Genomic DNA, 17,467 nt, shown 5'->3' with positions numbered 1-17,467 from the left:
AACTAGATTTCAATTGAACTTTGAAACCGACTTAACATGGAAAATAACACCACATTGAAATCCGCCTTCGTCACCGGCGCCACCGGGCTGCTCGGCAACAATCTGGTGCGCGAACTGGTCTGGCGCGGCGTCGCCGTCAAGGCGCTGGTGCGCTCGTTAGACAAGGGCCGGCAACAATTCGCGGATCTGGAGAGGGTCGAGCTGGTGGTGGGCGACATGGCCGATGTGCCCGCCTTCGCCGGCAAGCTGCAAGGGTGCGACGTCGTGTTCCACACGGCGGCCTTCTTCCGGGACAACTACAAGGGCGGCAGCCACTGGCAGGAACTCAAACGCATCAATGTCGATGGCACCGAATCGCTGATCGAACAGGCCTATGCCGCCGGCGTCCGGCGTTTCGTCCAAACCTCGTCGATCGGCGTGCTCAATGGCGAGCCGGGCGCCCCCATCGACGAAACCTGCCTGCGCGCGCTGGGCGACGCCGACGATTATTACCGCAGCAAGATCCTGGCCGATCACGCCGTGCTGCGCTTCCTGACGCGCCACCCGGACATGCATGCCAGCCTGGTGCTGCCCGGCTGGATGTGGGGCCCGGCCGACATCGGCCCGACCTCGTCCGGACAATTCGTCAACGACGTCGTGCGGGGCAAATTGCCGGGACTGGTGCCCGGCAGTTTTTCCGTGGTCGACGCGCGCGACGTGGCGCAGGCGCATCTCGCGGCGGCGCTGCAAGGGCAACGCGGAGAGCGCTATCTGGCGGCGGGCCGCCACATGACGATGTCGCAGCTGGTGCCGTTGCTGGGCAAGATCGCCAACGTCAAAACGCCCACGCGCGCCCTGCCTTTGCCGCTGTTGTACGCGCTGGCGGCGGTACAGGAAATTTACGCCCGCATCAGCGGCCGGCCTATCCTGCTCAGTCTGGCCACGGTGCGGCTGATGGTGAAGGAAGCCGGGCGCACCCATTTCAACCACAGCAAGAGCGAGCGCGAACTGGCACTGAAGTTCAGGCCGCTTGAACAAACCGTCGCCGACACCGTGAATTGGTATCGCAACAACGGCTGGTGCTGACGCGGGCGCGGCCAGCCAGCGTTGTCCCATACAGACTGACGCGAAAAACCGACAGCTTGCGCGTTCAACGCAAGGTCCCGCGTTTATCATCCGGCAAACATTGCTAAAAATTTCCAGGCGACATTAAAATGAAGAGACTATAAGTCATCCACCCGGGAGCACGGGTGGCCAGCGCCATCCCGGGAACCGCCATGTCCACCGACCATCTGCTAACGCAACAGCAGCAACACATCAGCACCGTCAACAAGTTCTTCCTGCCCGTGCTCTGGCTCTTGTTCGGATTCTCGCTCGGGCTCGCCGCATGGCACGACACCTGGCAAGCGGCTGTGCTGGTGGGCGCGACGGCGGCGCTGATCCCGTCCGCGCTGATCTTCATCCGCCCGCACGCCGTGGCCACCCGGCTGTCGGTCGGCGTGTCGACGATGGTGTTTTGCGCGCTCAACATCCACCAGGCCAACGGCATGGAGGAGCTGCATTTCGGCATCTTCGTGCTGCTGGCCTTCCTGGTGTTCTATCAGGATTGGCGCGTCATCATCGCCGCCGCCGCCACCGTGGCGCTGCACCACCTGTCGTTCAACCAGTTGCAGGAGCTCGGCTACGGCGTCATGTGCCTGACCAAGCCCCGCTTCGGCATCATCCTGGTGCATGCGACCTATGTGGTGATCGAATCGGCCGCGCTGTGCTACCTCGCCATCATGCTGAAAAAGAACCAACTGGACGCCGCCCGGGGACAGCAGGCTCTGCAGCGCAGCTTCGACAGCATGCGCTCCACGGTCGAACAAGCGCAGGTCGGCATCGACGCCATCACGTCCGCCGCGCAGGAAATCAGCGTCGGCAACAACGACCTGTCCGCGCGCACGGAATCGCAGGCGGCCAGCCTGGTGGAGACCGTCGACGCGATCGACCGCCTCAGCGGCACGGTCAAGCAAAACGCCACCGACGCCCGCGAAGCCCAGCAACTGGTGGTGGCCGCCTCGTCGGTGGCGGTCCGGGGCGGCGAAATGGTGTCGCAAGTGGTGGGAACGATGGGCGCCATCCGGGAGAGTTCGCGCAAGATCGTCGACATCATCGGCGTCATCGACGGCATTGCCTTCCAAACCAATATCCTGGCGTTGAACGCCGCCGTGGAGGCCGCGCGCGCCGGCGAACAGGGCCGGGGCTTCGCGGTGGTCGCCAGCGAGGTGCGCAATCTGGCGCAGCGCAGCGCCAGCGCCGCCAAGGAAATCAAGGACTTGATCGGCGCCTCGGTGGAGAAGGTCGAGACCGGCGGCAAGCTGGTCGACGAAACCGGCCAGACCATGGAGCTGTTGGTGAACTCGGTCAAGCAGGTGGCCGATATCATGGGCGAGATCTCCACCGCCAGCCAGCGCCAGAGCGAAGGCATCGCGCACGTGCACCAGGTCATCGCCGGCATGGATCAGGTCACCCAACTCAACGCGGCCCTGGTGCAGCAGGCGGCCGGCGCGGCCGGCAGCATGCAGGCCAACGCGGTCGAACTGGCGCGGCTGATGAAGGCGGCCGACCTGTCGCGGCGAGCGTGATTTGATCGGCTGGCGCTTCAGCGGCCGCGCCCGTGGGCGGCGGGCGTTTGGCCGAAGGTCCGCTTGAATAGGCTGATGAAGGCGCTCGCGCTGGAATAGCCCAGGTCGAAGGCGACGGCCTGCACCGGCATGCCCTCGGCAAGCCTCTCCAGCGACCGCATCAACCAGCACTACGACCACTCGGTACGCCACGACCTGTACTAGCCGGTGTTTAGTGCGCCGCACCCTTCGTGGTGACGACCACCTCCAGATACTCGGCCGGCGCGACCAGCGACGACGGCCCGGCGATGTTCACCCGCTCCAGCAAGTCGAGCAGATCGCGTTCGAGCGCCTGCCGGCCGGGCGGATCGAGCGCGGCGAACGCCTTGTGCGTCGGTCCGTAGAAATCGCGGAACACTTGCAGCCAGTGCCGGGGGGAAGCGTAGCGGAAGTTGAACATCCGGGACGTGATGTCGATGCGCCCGGCCTGGTCGCCGAACAACTCGCGCAGGTGCGCCTCCGTGCCCCACAACAGCGGCGACTGCACGCCCGCCGGCGGCGGCACATGCGCGCCGACCACCTTGAAGAGTTGGCCGATGACGCCGGCCGGCGTCCAGTTGGCCAGCCCGATGCGCCCGCCGCCACGCACCACGCGCAGCATCTCGCCGGCGGTGCGCGCGTGGTCCGGGGCGAACATGGCGCCGAACGTCGATAGCGCGACGTCGAACGCGCCATCGGCGTACGGCAGGTTTTCGGCGTCGGCTTCGCGGAACTCGACCTCCAGCCCCTCGGCGGCGGCGCGCGCCCGCCCCTTCTCCAGCAAGGCCGGCACATAATCGGTGGACGTCACCCTGGCAAAGCGGCGCGCCGCAGCCAGCGTGGCGTTGCCGTTGCCGGCGGCGATGTCGATCACCTTTTCGCCGGCGCGCAGATCGACCGCCTCGGCCAGCGATTCGCCGACGATCTGCAGCGTGACGCCGACCACGGCGAAATCGCCGCTGGCCCAGGTGGCCTGCTGCCGCTGCTTGACGGCGGCGAGGTCGGGCGTGGCGGTGGAATTGGATGCGCTCATCATGGTCTCCTTGCGTAAATCCTGTTTGACACGCGGCGGCCAGGCGCGTTCCGTGCGTGCCGACGCAATGCCAAACACCCGTCGGGCCGATATCCAATTCGATATGCCTGCCGGTGGAAATTTCATTGGACCGCCGGCCCGTATCGGCCTACCGTCGCCCAACAACCCCGTTCCGACGAGAGAATAATATGAAGAGACTACTTACCGCCCTGAGCCTCGCGGCCGGCGCGCAACTGTGCGTTGCCGCCGCCCCCTCCCCTTCCAATGCGGCCCCGGTCAAGCTGACCGTCGACGCCGCCAAGGTCCAGGGGCCGATGACGCCGATCTGGGCCTGGTTCGGCTACGACGAACCCAACTACACCACCGCGCCCAACGGCAAGAAGCTGCTCAGCGACATCGCGGCGCTGAGCCCGGTCCCGGTGTATGTGCGCGCCCACAACCTGATGACCTCGGGCGACGGCAGCTACGCGCTTAAATGGGGTTCCACCGGTATGTACAGCGAGGACAAGGACGGCAAGCCGGTCTACAACTGGACCATCGTCGACCAGATCTTCGACACCTATATCGAGCGCGGCATGAAGCCGCTGGCGCAGATCGGCTTCATGCCGCAGGCGCTGTCGCAGCGCCCGCACCCCTATCAGCACCAGTGGAAGCCCGGCACGCGCTACGAGGAGATCATGACCGGCTGGGCCACGCCGCCCAACGACTACGACAAGTGGGCCGAGCTGATCTATCAATGGGTCAGGCACAGCGTGGCGCGCTACGGGCAGAAGGAAGTGGAGAGCTGGTACTGGGAAGTGTGGAACGAGCCGGACGGCCACTACCTGATCGCGCCGGACACCAAGCTCGAATACTTCAAGATGTACGACTACGCCGCCGACGCCGTCAAGCGCGCGCTGCCGACGGCGCGCATGGGCGGACCGCACACGGCCGGCGCCGGACGCTTCATGGACGACTTTCTGGAGCACGTCCTGCGCGGCAAAAACCACGCGACCGGCAAGACCGGCTCGCCGCTGGACTTCGTCGCCTTCCACGCCAAGGGTGCGCCCAAGCTGGTCGACGGCGTGGTGCGCATGGGCATGAACACGCATTTCAAGCGCCTCGACGAGGGCTTCGCGCTGGTGGAGAAATATCCCGAGCTCAAAGGCATTCCGGTGATCATCGGCGAATCCGATCCGGAAGGCTGCGCCGCCTGCGGCATGCAGACCAACCCGGAAAACGCCTACCGCAACGGCACCCTGTATTCGAGCTATACGGCGGCCTCGATCGCGCGCGAGTTCGATCTGGCGGCCAGGCGCGGCGTCAACCTGATCGGCGCCGTCAACTGGTCGTTCGAGTTCGAAGACCAGCCCTGGTTCGCCGGTTTCCGCGACCTCGCCACCAACGGCGTCAACAAGCCGGTGCTCAACGTGTTCCGCATGTTCGGCATGATGAAGGGCGAGCGGGTGGCGGTCGGCGGCGACCAGGCCTACGACGCGGCGCGCATCATGGCCGACGGCGTGCGCGGCCCGCGCACCGACATCAACGCGCTGGCGACCAGGGACAAAAACAGCATCGCGGTGATGGTGTGGAACTACCACGACGACGACGTCATCGACGCCGGCTCGCCGGTGGAGCTGCGCATCGCCGGCATACCCGCCAAGCAGGTGCGGCTGCGTCATTACCGCGTCGACAACGACACCAGCAATTCCTACACCGCGTGGAAGCGCATGGGCGCGCCGGCCAATCCGACACCGGCGCAAATCGCCGAACTGCAGAAAGCCAGCGAACTGGCGCAAGTGGGCGCGACGTCGACGGTAAAAACGCAAAACGGCAGCGCCCTGGTGAAGATGCAACTACCGCGCCAAGCGGTATCGCTGGTCATCCTCAGCTACAAGTAAAAAACCACAGATCCACGTAGGGCGGATTAGGCGGCACGCCGTAATCCGCCGTGCATGCGCCACCGGCGGCGCATGCGTCCGGACGAAGCCGGCGACCTAGTTCGCGATCACGAACGGCCAGCCATCCGAGGTGAAGCCGAGCGGATTGATGCCCAAGGTCGCCGCGCCGCCGTTATTGCCATCGTAATAGTGATAAACAAACGTCGGCCGGTTGTTGTTGCCCGCATCGGTGAACACGCTGCCGCCGCCGGGGCCGATCACATTGCCGTGGGTGCTGAGCAGAATCGTGCCGCCGCCGGAGGTCAGCGGCACACCGCCGCGATCCACATACGGCCCGGTCACGCTGGTCGAACGGCCCACGATCGTGCGGTACGGCGAGCTGGCGTTGCAGCAAACGTTGATCGGCGCGAAGAAGTAGTAATAGCCGTTGTAGTAATAGATGAACGGCCCCTCGACGGCCGACGTCGGCGAGCCGCGCCGCGCGATCGTATAGACGGTGGTGTTGGTGGTCGACTGCAGGCCGGTGGCCGGATTGAGTTGCATCAGATGCAGGCCGTCGGTCCACGAGCCCCACGTCATCCACCAGTTGCCACTGGCGTCGCGGAACGGCGCCGGATCGATCGCGTTGTCGGTGGTCTTCTTGAAACCGGCCGGCGGCGTGTCGTTGCTGGTCCAGGATCGGGTGACGACGCCCTTGTCGGTCCATGGTCCTTGCGGCGCGGAACTGGTGGCGACGCCGATCAGCGCCTTGGCCTGCGTGCTCGGCAGGTACGGGATCGAGTAGTACTGGTAGTAGGTGCCGTTCACCACCATCAGGCTCGGCGCCCAGATGTCGGTGTTGGCGCCGTTGTTCCAACCCTTCGGCGTCTGCAGGCCGCTCCATGACGGAAAATCCGGCCCGATCGACGGGCAGGTCGCATAGCCGCCCTTCTGCGCCGTGGTGCAGTTGGTGTACGGCGTGAAGGTGTTGAGGTCGGTGGAGGTGGCCAGGGTCTGGTGGCTGCCATACAGCCAGTAGGTCCCGCCCGAATCCCTCAGCATGTAGGGATCGTGGACGAAGCGGCCGTTGCCGCTGACGGCGCGCGGCAACGGATACGGACGCACCTGGGTGTTCACCAGCTGCCACTCCTGGCAGGCGCAGCCGGTCAAGCCCCACTGGTCGATGGTGGCGGTGTTCAGGTTACTGGCCTGGAACACCTCGAGATACTTGCCGCTGTTGACGTTCTGGATCAGGAAGTTGCCGCTGGCGGCCTGGGTGACGGTCCACAGGTGGTCGCGCGTGCCGCTGTCGGCCCACTGGACAATCTGCGCGCCGTCGGCGGTGGAGGCGCTCGACACGCCCAGCACCTGGTGCGTCAGCATGTTCTCGATGTTGTACTCGCCGTTCCCCATCGGCATGAAATGCCACAGGTGGTCGGTGGTGCCGTTGTCGGCCCACTGGACCACCTTGGCGCCGGCGGCCTGGCTGGCGCCGTCTATGCCCAGCACCAGCCCGCTGGCGGCGTTCTTGATCTTGTATTGCACGCTGGTGTTCATCGTGATCGCGGCGTGCGCGGAAAAGGCGGGGCCGGCCAACCCGGCGAGCAGGGTCAGCCACAAAAGTATGCGTTTCATTATTGTCTCCAAAGGTAGTCATCAGGTAGTCCGGAGCAATGCATGAAACCGTTCTTGCCGAGGGAAGCCCCCCTGCTCCGAACCGCGTGTGTCGATTTTTTATTATTGCCAGCCCATGCTACCGGGCGCCCGACCATCCCTCCAATCACATTTTCAGCGGCGCCGATACGGGTTTCGATATGAAAACCAACGAGGTGTGGCGGCCCGCAACCCCTTTTCACTCAACAGCTGAAACCCCGTTTCATATCGCGGGATCGCGCCGCAATTCATACAGACCCAGCCATATCATTTTTTGAAAGTTGGTTTCACATGCCAAAATTCACAGCCCAAGCCATTGAAATAAAACGAATTAATTTATGTCATATGTCTTATATAAGACCTTGATGCAACGCACCAAAATACCCTACTATTTAGTCATGGAGTTCGCGATTGAAACCACGGCGGAACCCGACGATTTTCCCAAACGCGCTTTTTTCTCAGGAGATACACATGTCCCAATACCAAGACGACATCAAGGCAGTTGCCGGTTTAAAAGAACAACAAGGCAGCGCCTGGAACGCCATCAATCCGGAGTCGGCCGCCCGCATGCGCGCGCAGAACAAGTTCAAGACCGGCCTGGACATCGCCAAGTACACCGCCAAGATCATGCGCGCCGACATGGCCGCCTACGATGCCGACTCGTCCAAGTACACCCAGTCGCTGGGTTGCTGGCACGGTTTCATCGGCCAGCAGAAGATGATCTCGATCAAGAAGCACTTCAACAGCACCGACCGCCGCTACCTCTACCTGTCGGGCTGGATGGTCGCCGCGCTGCGCTCCGAGTTCGGCCCGCTGCCGGACCAGTCGATGCACGAGAAAACCGCCGTCACCGCGCTGATCAAGGAGCTCTACACCTTCCTGCGCCAGGCCGACGCGCGCGAACTGGGCGGCCTGTTCCGTGAACTGGACGCCGCCGAAGGCCCGGCCAAGGCCGCCATCCAGGACAAGATCGACAACCACATCACCCACGTGGTGCCGATCATCGCCGACATCGACGCCGGCTTCGGCAACGCCGAGGCGACCTATCTGCTGGCCAAGCAGTTCATCGAGGCGGGCGCCTGCTGCATCCAGATCGAGAACCAGGTCTCCGACGAGAAGCAATGCGGCCACCAGGACGGCAAGGTCACCGTGCCGCACGAGGACTTCCTGGCCAAGATCCGCGCCATCCGCTACGCCTTCCTGGAACTGGGCGTGGACGACGGCGTCATCGTCGCCCGCACCGACTCGCTGGGCGCCGGCCTGACCAAGCAGATCGCCGTCACCGCCGCCCCTGGCGACCTGGGCGACCAGTACAACGCCTTCCTCGATTGCGAGGAAGTGTCGGCCGACGCGCTGGGCAACGGCGACGTCATCATCAAGCGCGACGGCAAGCTGCTGCGTCCGAAGCGCCTGCCGAGCAACCTGTTCCAGTTCCGCGCCGGCACCGGCGAGGCGCGCTGCGTGCTCGACTGCATCACCTCGCTGCAAAACGGCGCCGACCTGCTGTGGATCGAAACCGAAAAACCGCACATCTCGCAGATCGGCGGCATGGTCAGCGAAATCCGCAAGGTGATCCCGAACGCCAAGCTGGTCTACAACAACAGCCCGTCGTTCAACTGGACCCTGAACTTCCGCCAGCAGGTGTACGACGCGATGAAGGAAGCGGGCAAGGACGTGTCGTCCTACGAACGCAGCAAGCTGATGAGCGTGGAATACGACCAGAGCGAACTGGCCATCACCGCCGACGAGAAGATCCGCACCTTCCAGGCCGACGCGGCCCGCGAAGCGGGCATCTTCCACCACCTGATCACATTGCCGACCTACCACACCGCCGCGCTGTCGACCGACAACCTGGCCAAGGAATACTTCGGCGAGCAAGGCATGCTCGGTTACGTGGCCGGCGTGCAGCGCAAGGAAATCCGCCAGGGCATCGCCTGCGTCAAGCACCAGAACATGTCCGGCTCGGACATCGGCGACGACCACAAGGATTACTTCAGCGGCGAGGCCGCGCTGAAGGCGGCCGGCAAGGACAACACCATGAACCAGTTCTGAGACCCGCTTCTCGTGTAAAGGCCGGCGCGCTGCGCGCCGGCGGCGAAACGCCAACCGTCGCCGGTTGGCGTTTTTTTTATGAGTACAGTAACGCCGGCGCCGGCGCCTTGGCCGCCGGGGCCGTGCGCGACCGCGCGCCCTCCATCCGCGCCGCGCCGGTGTTGAACACGCTGACCGCCCTCGACAGGCTGCCGGCCTGGTCCTGCAACGACTGCGACGCGGCGGCGGCCTCTTCCACCAGCGACGCGTTTTGCTGGGTGACGTCGTCCATCTGCGTGATGGCCTGGTTGATCTGCTCGATGCCGGCGGCCTGCTCCTGGCTGGCGGCCGTGATCTCGCCCATGATGTCGGTGACGCTGCGGATGCTGGCGACGATGGCTTGCATGGTCGTGCCGGCCTTGTCGACCAGCCTCGTGCCCAGCTCGACCTTTTCCACCGAGTCGCCGATCAAGGCCTTGATTTCCTTGGCGGCCACGGTCGAGCGCTGGGCCAGGTTGCGCACCTCGGTGGCGACGACGGCGAAGCCTTTGCCCTGCTCGCCGGCGCGGGCCGCCTCCACGGCCGCGTTCAGCGCCAGGATATTGGTCTGGAACGCGATGCCGTCGATGACGGCGATGATGTCGACGATCTTGTCGGCCGAGCCGTGGATGGAGCCCATCGTGTCCACCACCTGCGCCATCACTGCGCCGCCCTCGATCGCCACCTCGGAGGCCGACACCGCCAACTGGTTGGCCTGCCGCGCGTTGTCGGCGTTCCGGTTGACCGTGGACGTCAATTCCTCCATGGACGAGGCGGTTTCCTCCAGCGAACTGGCTTGTTCCTCGGTGCGCGAGGACAGGTCGAGATTGCCGCTGCTGATCTGGGCCGACGCGGTGGCGATGGTGTCGGTGCCGGCGCGCACCTCGGTGACGATATTGACCAGGTTGGCGTTCATGGTCCTGAGCGCGTCGAGCAACTGCCCGGTCTCGTCGCCCGCCCCGTCCTCGATGACGCTGGTCAAATCGCCGGCGGCGACGGTGCGCGCCACGTCGACCGCGCGCCCGATGGGCACGGTGATCGAGCGGGTGATCGACCAGGCCAGGACGGCGCCGGCGGCGATCGCCACGATGGCCGAGGCCAGCAGCGCGCGCACGGCAAAATCGTATTGCTGGTTCATCCGCTCCTTCGCCTCGCCGGTGAACCGCTGCTGCATGGCGATCATCTCGGCGATGGCCGCGAACAGCCGGTCCTGCGGATCTTGCACCGCCGTTTTCAGGAACAGCACCGCCTCCCCGGTTTTGCCGGCGTCGACCAGCGCGACGACGTGGTGGAACAGCGGGAGCACGGCGGCCCGGCTGCGGACGATCTCGGCCGCGAGTTGCTGGCCGCGGTCGGTGCTCACCAGCCGCTGCAGGCGCTCGACCGGTTCCGCCATGTTTTGACCGGCCTGGTTCAAGCGGCCCAGCATCTGCTTTTTACTCTCGCCGTCGGTAAACAGGATGTAATTCCGCACCGCGCGCGCGCACATGTTCAGTTCGCGTTGGATATCGGTGGCGGCGTCCACCTTTTGAATATTTTCATCGATGATCACATCGATATTCCGCTTGGTGCCGGCCAGCGACGACCATCCGATATAGGCGACCACGAGTAACAGCAGCAACAGCGCCGCGAAAGCGCCCGCGAGCCGGGTTCCGATCTTGAGGTTGGCGAATTTCATGTCTTCTTTCTGAATAGGTGGGGACGCGGCGGGCCGGAGCGGATATTTATGCAAGGAAATTAATAATGATGTTACGGGAATGTTGGTTTGAACAATATCGGGATAGCCTGAACCTTGATCGGGAAATCCCTACGACGACGGCGCCGTGGGTAAAATGACCGGGCAGCCCCGCGCGGCCGCGCCCAAGCCGCGCGCGGCACCGATCCACCCACAACAAGGATGACACCATGGCCCGCCCCTCTTTTAGTGCCGCATGGGCAGCTTCGCAACGGATTTACGACCGCGACAATTCCGCCGCCAAGGTGGCGGAGGTGATCGGCGGCTATGTGGCCAAGAACATCAACAATCCCAATCCGGGCCAGCGCTGGGAAAACACCTGCGCCGTGCGCATGAGTTACATCCTGGGCGAGGCGGGCATGGTGCTGCCGGCCATCCGGGGCAAGACCGTGTCCGGGGCGGACAAACGGCAGTACTTTTTCCGCGTGCGCGACCTGATCGCTTTCCTGACGCGGCAATGGGGCAAACCCGAGGTCGTCGACCATCCGGCCTCCGGCGGCGGCATCCTGGCCGGCCGGCAAGGCCTGATCCTGTTCGAAGTGTCCGGCTGGACGGACGCGCAGGGACACGCCACGCTCTACGACGGCGGCGCCTGCTACGACAACTGCTATTTCAATGAACCGGGGGCGAAATACCGCACGGACCGCGCCAATTTCTGGAGCCTCCCGTGATTGCTGTTAATCGGAAGCGCCCGCCAACCCGCGCGGGGGGGCTTGAACGGCGTTCAGTTGCTGGATGGCCTTGATGTGCCGCATCGGCGGCGCGCCGAACATGCGGCGGTATTCGCGGCTGAACTGGGTCGCGCTTTCATAGCCCACCTGGAAGGCGGCGGTGGCCGCGTCGGCCGCCTCGCTGAGCATCAACTCCCGCGCGTGATGCAGGCGCAAGTGCTTCTGATACTGCAAGGGGCTCATCGCCGTCATGGCGCGGAAGTGGTGATGCAGGGTCGACGTTCCCATTCTGGCGATCCCGGCCAGCTGCTCGACGCGCAGCGGCGCCATGTAGTTCTGCTTGAGCCAGGCGATCGCCTTCGCCACCCGGTTGGTCTGCGAGCCGGACAGCGCGATTCGCCGCAGATAGTCGCCCTGCTCCCCGCTGAGCAGCCGGTACAGGATCTCCTCATGGATGTGCGCGGCGAGAAAGGGAATGTCCCGCGGCGCGTCCATCAACGCGATCAAGCGCGCCAGCGCGTCGAACAGCTCGGCGCTCGCCGTGCCCACCGCCATCCCCATCTCCCCCTGCGGCGCGGCGGCCCGCACATCGTGTTGCACGATGATGCCGCGCAAGCGCTCCAGGTCGAGCCGCAACAAGGCCGCGTAATAAGGTTCGGCCTCGCTCGCCTCCAGTATCTGCACCGTGGTCGGCAGATCGATCGCGGTCAGCAGGAAGTTCGACTCGCCATAATCCAGGACGGTCGCGCCGACGACCACGCGCTTGCGGCCGCGAATGATCAAGGACAAGCTGGGTTCGTAGATGCTGGAAAACGGCGGCGTCGGCTCGGCGACCCGGTACAAGGTCAGGCCCGGAATGCCGGTCTCGAGGACCGGGTTCCGCCAGTCCAGGCGGTCGCAATCGGCCGCGATGCGCGCCCGCACAGGCAAGGTGCGCTCGCCGGCCCGACCGTTCCCCAATTCGCATGCTCTCACTGGCGCTCCCGAAAATCCCACCCGACTAGTCTAGCCGCTCCCGTGTCGACTTCGCCAGCAAATTATCTTTTATCGACAGGATTGGGCAATAGTCAGGCAGGATCGGACGACTCTCGGCGCTACTTGGCCATCGGCGGAAACACCGACAGGTCCGGCAGCGGATGGCGTTCCAGGTCGGCCGCGCCGCCGATGCGCAGCACCGACGCGTTGGTGCCATCGTAGGCGGGCCAGGCCGGCAAGCCCTTCCCTTCCGGACTGCCGGTGGCGGCGAAACCGACCCAGGTCCGGGCCAGCCGCGCGGCCAGTTGGCGGTCCGACCGGGTCCACGCGCGTCCATCCTTGTCGAGATTGTCGAACACGTACGGAATCTCGGCGCCATGTCCGGCGCCGCAGCCATAGCCGCAAGGCGTCGATGGCTCGGCCGGTTGGTGCGCGAAAAAGTAGGCGTACGATTTGGCGCGGCCATGCTTCGCTTGCAGGCTGGCCCAGTACAGGCTGCCCCAGCCCCACCAGTCGTTGGTGAGCTGATCGATGGAAGCTTTGGCCCGGGCGTCGGTGGCGCCGGGATAGCGAGCCATCAACGCGTCGGACGGCGCGTGACCGAGCAGCTTCGTCACCAGCTCGCGATGCCGGGCCGCCGTAAAGTCGCCGGTGCCCAGGATCTCCGGCGCCAGGTCCTTGCCCTCCTCGGCGTTCCAGCCCACCAGCAGCGGCACGTCGTTGTGACGGCGATGGCGATAGGTGGTGGTCAAATCTTCGCGCAGCACGTGCCCGTCGACAATCGCGCGCGGCGACCAGGCCGGCTTGTGCAAGTCCTCGACGCTCATCGAACGCAACCGCGCCAGATCCGGCGCGCCCAGGCCCCGGGCGAAAGCGAGGCCTTGCGCCTCGGCGCGCCGGCGATCCAATTGGGTATGATCGCCGGCGTCTAGCGGCACGGCCGCATAGCCGCTCTCGGCGATGGCGCGCTGGAACAACCCCTGCGCCAGCGGCGACACCACCATCGCCCCGACCGACGTGCCGCCGGCCGACTCGCCCGCGATCGCCACGCGCTCCGGATCGCCGCCGAAGGCCGCGATGTTGCTCCTGACCCAGCGCAAGGCCGCGATCTGGTCCAACAGGCCCTGGTTGCCGGAGGCGCCGTCCGGAGACTCGGCCGACAGGTCCGGGTGGGCGAAAAAGCCGAAGATGCCGAGGCGGTAGTTCAGCGTGACGACGACGGCGCCGTGCGCGGCCAGGTTGCCACCGTCGAACCCGCCTTGCGCGGCGGTGCCGCCATAGTAGCCGCCGCCGTGTATCCAGACGATCACCGGCAGCTTGGCGGCTTTCTCGGGCGCCCAGATGTTGAGGTAGAGGCAGTCCTCGCTTTTCGGGTTGGTCACCCACACGGCGGTCTGCGCGCAAGCGGCGGAAAAGCTGGCCGCCCGCTTGACGCCCTGCCACGGCGCCACGGGCTGCGGCGCCCGCCAGCGCAGCGCGCCGACCGGCGGCGCGGCGAACGGCACGCCCAGGTAAGTCCGCATCGCGCCGGCGCGCGTGCCGGCGATCTCGCCGCCGGTCACCTTGACGGCAGCGGTCTGCTGGGCCGCATGGGCCGCGCCGGCCGTCAGGCCCCCGAGATGCGACGCGACCAGGGTGGCCGCACGTAAATATCTCATTATTATGGTCTCCGATTATGGTCGGAATGCTACTCCCTTTATTCCTTGGCAATGGTGCGAATTTGCGCAGCCGCCTTTTCGAAATTCACCAACGGCTTGGCGCAAAAAAAAAACGCGCCGGGGGCCGAGGCCCGCGACGCGCAAATAAAATCGCCCCCTTGCGGCGAGTACTACGTGTTGACGCTTACATCTTCCAGCGCAAGCCAACCGAGACCGAACGGCCGATCTGGAGCGTACCGAAATTGGTCGTCTGCGCGTTGCCCGCATTGCCAAAGTGGTAGTACTGCTGCTGCATTTCGTTGGTCAGGTTGACGCCACTGATATCGACCGACATGTTGTCGTTGATCTTGTACGACACTTGCATGTCCACGCTCTTTTCCGGATGACGCCAGATACCGAGCGGATTGGCAAACAAGGCGGCTTCGTTGCTGGCCAGGAAGCCGGAGCGCCACACATAGGACAAGCGCGCGCTGACCGGGCCCTTTTCGTAAGCCAAGGTGGCATTGTAGGACCTGTTGGACACGCCGAAGAACGGTGTCTTGAGCTGGGCGACGATGTCGCCGGCATCATTAACCTCGGGCACGTTCTGCGACGACGTCAGTTTCGTAAAGCTGCCCTGGAACCCCAGGCCGTCCAGCGCGCTAGGCAGCCATTTCGGGAAGTAGATCAAGCCGAGCTCGGCGCCGCTGATCGTGCCGTCGGAGGCGTTGACCGGCGAGTTGATGACGTAGTCATAGCCGTTCGTATGGTCGCCGCCCGAGGTCGAGTTGCGGAACGGGTCGTTCGCAGGATCGACGTGCACCCTGCGGCGCAAGCCCACGACCAGGCCCTCGATCTTGCGCTTGAACGCAGTACCGTAGAATGCGCTGTCCTTCTGGAAATACCACTCGGCCGTCAGATCCAGGTTCTTGGCGCGCGTCGGTTCCAGGTCCGGATTGCCGCCGCTGCCCGAGCCATAACCTACCCTCGACACGTCGTCGCCGAGTTGCAGGACGGGATTCAAATCGCCGAAGTTCGGGCGGCGCAGGGTTTCACCATAGTTAAAGCGCAGCACGACGTCCTTGGCCGGATCGTAAATCAAGGTCGCGCTGGGCAGGAACTTGCTGGTCGACTTGCTGGCACTGGACGGCGTGACCGCCTTGGTGGTGGCATCAACCTTATAGAAGGTCATGTCGGTATCGACCTTGACGTAGCGCACGCCGAAATTGCCGCGCAGGCGATTGCCGAACAGCTCGTTTTGGGTATTCCCCATCAAGAACAAGTTGCTCGTTTTTTCATCGACCTTGAACGTCTTCTGCAACCTCAGTTGGTCCGTCGTCAGGAAGTTCGCGTCGGTCGAGTTGAAGAGCTTGCGCCAGTCGTCGATATGGTCGCGGATGTAGTAGGCATTGGGCTCCACCCATGAGCGCGGAACGTTCGAGATGTCCGTGCCGAAGTTCGAATTGGTGGAGGAATACTCCGGACCGAGCGAGGCAAGGTTGCGGTTCAAGGTGCCCGACTGGGTCCGGTTGGCCTCCGACGCCTTGCGGTCGTCGAGGCGCGCGCCGAACTGGATCGTCTGCAGCGGACCCCAGTCGGCATCGTAGACGCCCGACAGATTGGCCGTCGCGGCGCTGCCCTTGTTGCGGTTGGCGTTGTCGAAGAACTGCGCGACATTCCACTTGGTCGGGTCGGTCAGGTCGGCATTGTTGTTGAAACCGAAGGCCGTGTTGCCGCCGCCGGCATTGAAGTCGACGTTGATGGAAGGCGCGACGCGATCGATCCGGGTGGCGGTGAATTCCGAGTGGAAGCTGCTGGATTGGTACGACAGGTCGCCGTCCAGCCTCAACCTGTCGCCGATATCCCACTTGCCGTTCAGGGCATACACGCGGGAATCGGTCGCCGACGTGGTGTAGTCGCCGCTGTTGAAGCCATAGACGCTACCGACATTACGGCTCTTGATGATGTTCGTTCCCGGGAACGTCGTAATCGTCCCCGCAGGGTTGCTGCCGAGATCGCCCCACCAGTCGACAAAGCTGAACAGCAACTGGTTGAAGGACTTGTCACGATAACCGCTGTACATCGATTCGAAGGTGTAGACCGAACTGCTGTTCGGTTTCCACTGCAAGGCGAGATTGGCGGCGGGACGCTCGCGCTTGCCCTGCACGTCGCTCTGGAAAACGGCGTCGCGCGCCAGGTAGTAAGGATAGGCTTTGCCGTTGAAATCCAGCGTGGAACCGGCTGCCGTCGGCAGGCCGGTACGGGTGCCGGGCGTCCAGATGCTGGTGTCGGTGATGCGCTGCAAGGGCGTGTAACCGGCGGGGACTTCGGCGGCGTTGGGGCTGACAAACGGCACCATCGCACCCGGCGTCACGCTTTCGTTGCGGTACTTCGTCCGGCTCGCAGACAGATTGACCAGGGCGCCGACTTCGCCGATGCCGGTTTCCCAGCGGTTGCTGAACATGGCGCTGGCTTGGGGATTGTACTTTTTCGCAGGATCGAGATAGGTTTCACGCGCCAACACCGACACTTTCGGCCCCTTGAAATCGAACGGCCGCAGCGACTTGACGTCAACCTGGCCGGCGATTCCGGTCTCCAGCTGGCTGGCGTCGCGCGTCTTGTAGACGTCGATCTGGCGCACCAGGGTCGAGGGAATGTCCTGCAGCGCGACCTGCGTGCCGGACGCGGTGAAAATCGTGCGGCCGTTCCAGGTGGTTTGGACATCGGGCAGACCACGGATGGACAAGGTGCCGACTTCGCCGCCGGAACGGTTGGTGACCTGGATCCCCGTCACGCGCTGCAGCGCTTCGACGACATTGTTATCGGGCAGTTTGCCGATGTCTTCGGCGACGACCGATTCCACGACCTGGTCGTTGGTGCGCTTGATCGCCAGGCTCTTGATCAGCGATGCCTTGACACCGGTGACGACCACGGTGTCGATCGGCGGCTCGGTTTTTTCAGCGGCCGCTTGCGCCCACACCGAGGCGCTGGTCAGGATGCCGGCGCCGGCCAGGACGGCGACCGACAGCTTGATTTTCAGATGGTGTTGGGGTGCTGCGCGATTCCCCGTGGCAGGTACGCTCATGTCTGTCTCCATAATTATAATTTTTGTAAATGATTTAGTTCGCAAGCACTTTTCCTTGTGCTGCGAAACTATCTTAAGGAGCGAGCCGAGAGCAAACCAATCAAATTTTTCCTTGTTCTGATACC

At 64.2% G+C, this 17,467-nt stretch carries 11 protein-coding genes and 1 pseudogene; 5 read left to right on the top strand and 7 right to left on the bottom strand.

Translation table 11 applies throughout. The annotated features are described in order from the left end of the window. Positions 1-36 precede the first annotated feature (36 nt). Complete coding sequence (locus AC07P1_RS26470; RefSeq protein WP_494698639.1) at positions 37-1,065, top strand: SDR family oxidoreductase; 1,029 nt, start codon at positions 37-39, stop codon at positions 1,063-1,065. A gap of 191 nt (positions 1,066-1,256) precedes the next feature. Continuing rightward, entirely contained in the window at positions 1,257-2,606 is a 1,350-nt protein-coding gene (locus AC07P1_RS26465) for a methyl-accepting chemotaxis protein (RefSeq protein ID WP_494698638.1), read from the top strand. A gap of 17 nt (positions 2,607-2,623) precedes the next feature. Here AC07P1_RS26465 and AC07P1_RS26460 read toward each other — a convergent pair. Then, positions 2,624-2,770, bottom strand: a pseudogene (locus AC07P1_RS26460) (helix-turn-helix domain-containing protein); the annotation flags it as partial. Positions 2,771-2,817: 47 nt separating this feature from the next. After that, entirely contained in the window at positions 2,818-3,657 is an 840-nt protein-coding gene (locus AC07P1_RS26455) for a class I SAM-dependent methyltransferase (protein ID WP_494698637.1), read from the bottom strand. A 188-nt stretch (positions 3,658-3,845) separates the two neighbouring features. Here AC07P1_RS26455 and AC07P1_RS26450 point away from each other — a divergent pair, with 188 nt between their 5' ends. After that, on the top strand, positions 3,846-5,537 hold the full coding sequence (locus tag AC07P1_RS26450; RefSeq protein WP_494698636.1) for a GH39 family glycosyl hydrolase: 1,692 nt from the start codon (positions 3,846-3,848) through the stop codon (positions 5,535-5,537). A 96-nt stretch (positions 5,538-5,633) separates the two neighbouring features. Here the strand turns inward: AC07P1_RS26450 and AC07P1_RS26445 are convergent, their stop codons facing one another. Then, positions 5,634-7,151 carry a family 43 glycosylhydrolase gene (locus AC07P1_RS26445; protein ID WP_494698635.1) on the bottom strand — a complete coding sequence of 506 codons (1,518 nt, stop codon included), beginning with the start codon at positions 7,149-7,151 and terminating at the stop codon, positions 5,634-5,636. A 489-nt stretch (positions 7,152-7,640) separates the two neighbouring features. On the opposite strand from AC07P1_RS26445, the gene AC07P1_RS26440 reads away from it, so the two are divergent. Beyond that, positions 7,641-9,221, top strand: a complete 1,581-nt coding sequence (locus tag AC07P1_RS26440; protein WP_494698634.1) for an isocitrate lyase — start codon at positions 7,641-7,643, stop codon at positions 9,219-9,221. Positions 9,222-9,297: 76 nt separating this feature from the next. Here AC07P1_RS26440 and AC07P1_RS26435 read toward each other — a convergent pair whose 3' ends face one another. After that, the gene (locus tag AC07P1_RS26435; protein ID WP_494698633.1) at positions 9,298-10,917 is read right to left on the bottom strand and encodes a methyl-accepting chemotaxis protein; all 1,620 of its coding nucleotides are present in this window, start codon (positions 10,915-10,917) and stop codon (positions 9,298-9,300) included. A 227-nt stretch (positions 10,918-11,144) separates the two neighbouring features. Between AC07P1_RS26435 and AC07P1_RS26430 the strand changes: the two genes are divergently transcribed. Next, positions 11,145-11,645 (top strand): type VI secretion system amidase effector protein Tae4, encoded by a 501-nt coding sequence (locus AC07P1_RS26430; RefSeq protein WP_494698632.1) that lies wholly within the window; start codon positions 11,145-11,147, stop codon positions 11,643-11,645. A 6-nt stretch (positions 11,646-11,651) separates the two neighbouring features. Here AC07P1_RS26430 and AC07P1_RS26425 read toward each other — a convergent pair whose 3' ends face one another. The 3 genes from AC07P1_RS26425 to AC07P1_RS26415 form a co-directional block, all read right to left on the bottom strand. Further along, the gene (locus AC07P1_RS26425; RefSeq protein WP_494698631.1) at positions 11,652-12,620 is read right to left on the bottom strand and encodes an AraC family transcriptional regulator; all 969 of its coding nucleotides are present in this window, start codon (positions 12,618-12,620) and stop codon (positions 11,652-11,654) included. 119 nt (positions 12,621-12,739) lie between these two features. Next, positions 12,740-14,278 carry a carboxylesterase/lipase family protein gene (locus tag AC07P1_RS26420; protein WP_494698630.1) on the bottom strand — a complete coding sequence of 513 codons (1,539 nt, stop codon included), beginning with the start codon at positions 14,276-14,278 and terminating at the stop codon, positions 12,740-12,742. 184 nt (positions 14,279-14,462) lie between these two features. Further along, complete coding sequence (locus AC07P1_RS26415) at positions 14,463-17,342, bottom strand: TonB-dependent receptor (protein WP_494698629.1); 2,880 nt, start codon at positions 17,340-17,342, stop codon at positions 14,463-14,465. Positions 17,343-17,467 lie beyond the last annotated feature (125 nt).

The organism is Duganella sp. GW821-FHT07F09 (assembly GCF_059418705.1).
Note: the sequence above shows the minus strand (reverse complement) of the source record. Positions and strands in the feature narration are given on the sequence as shown.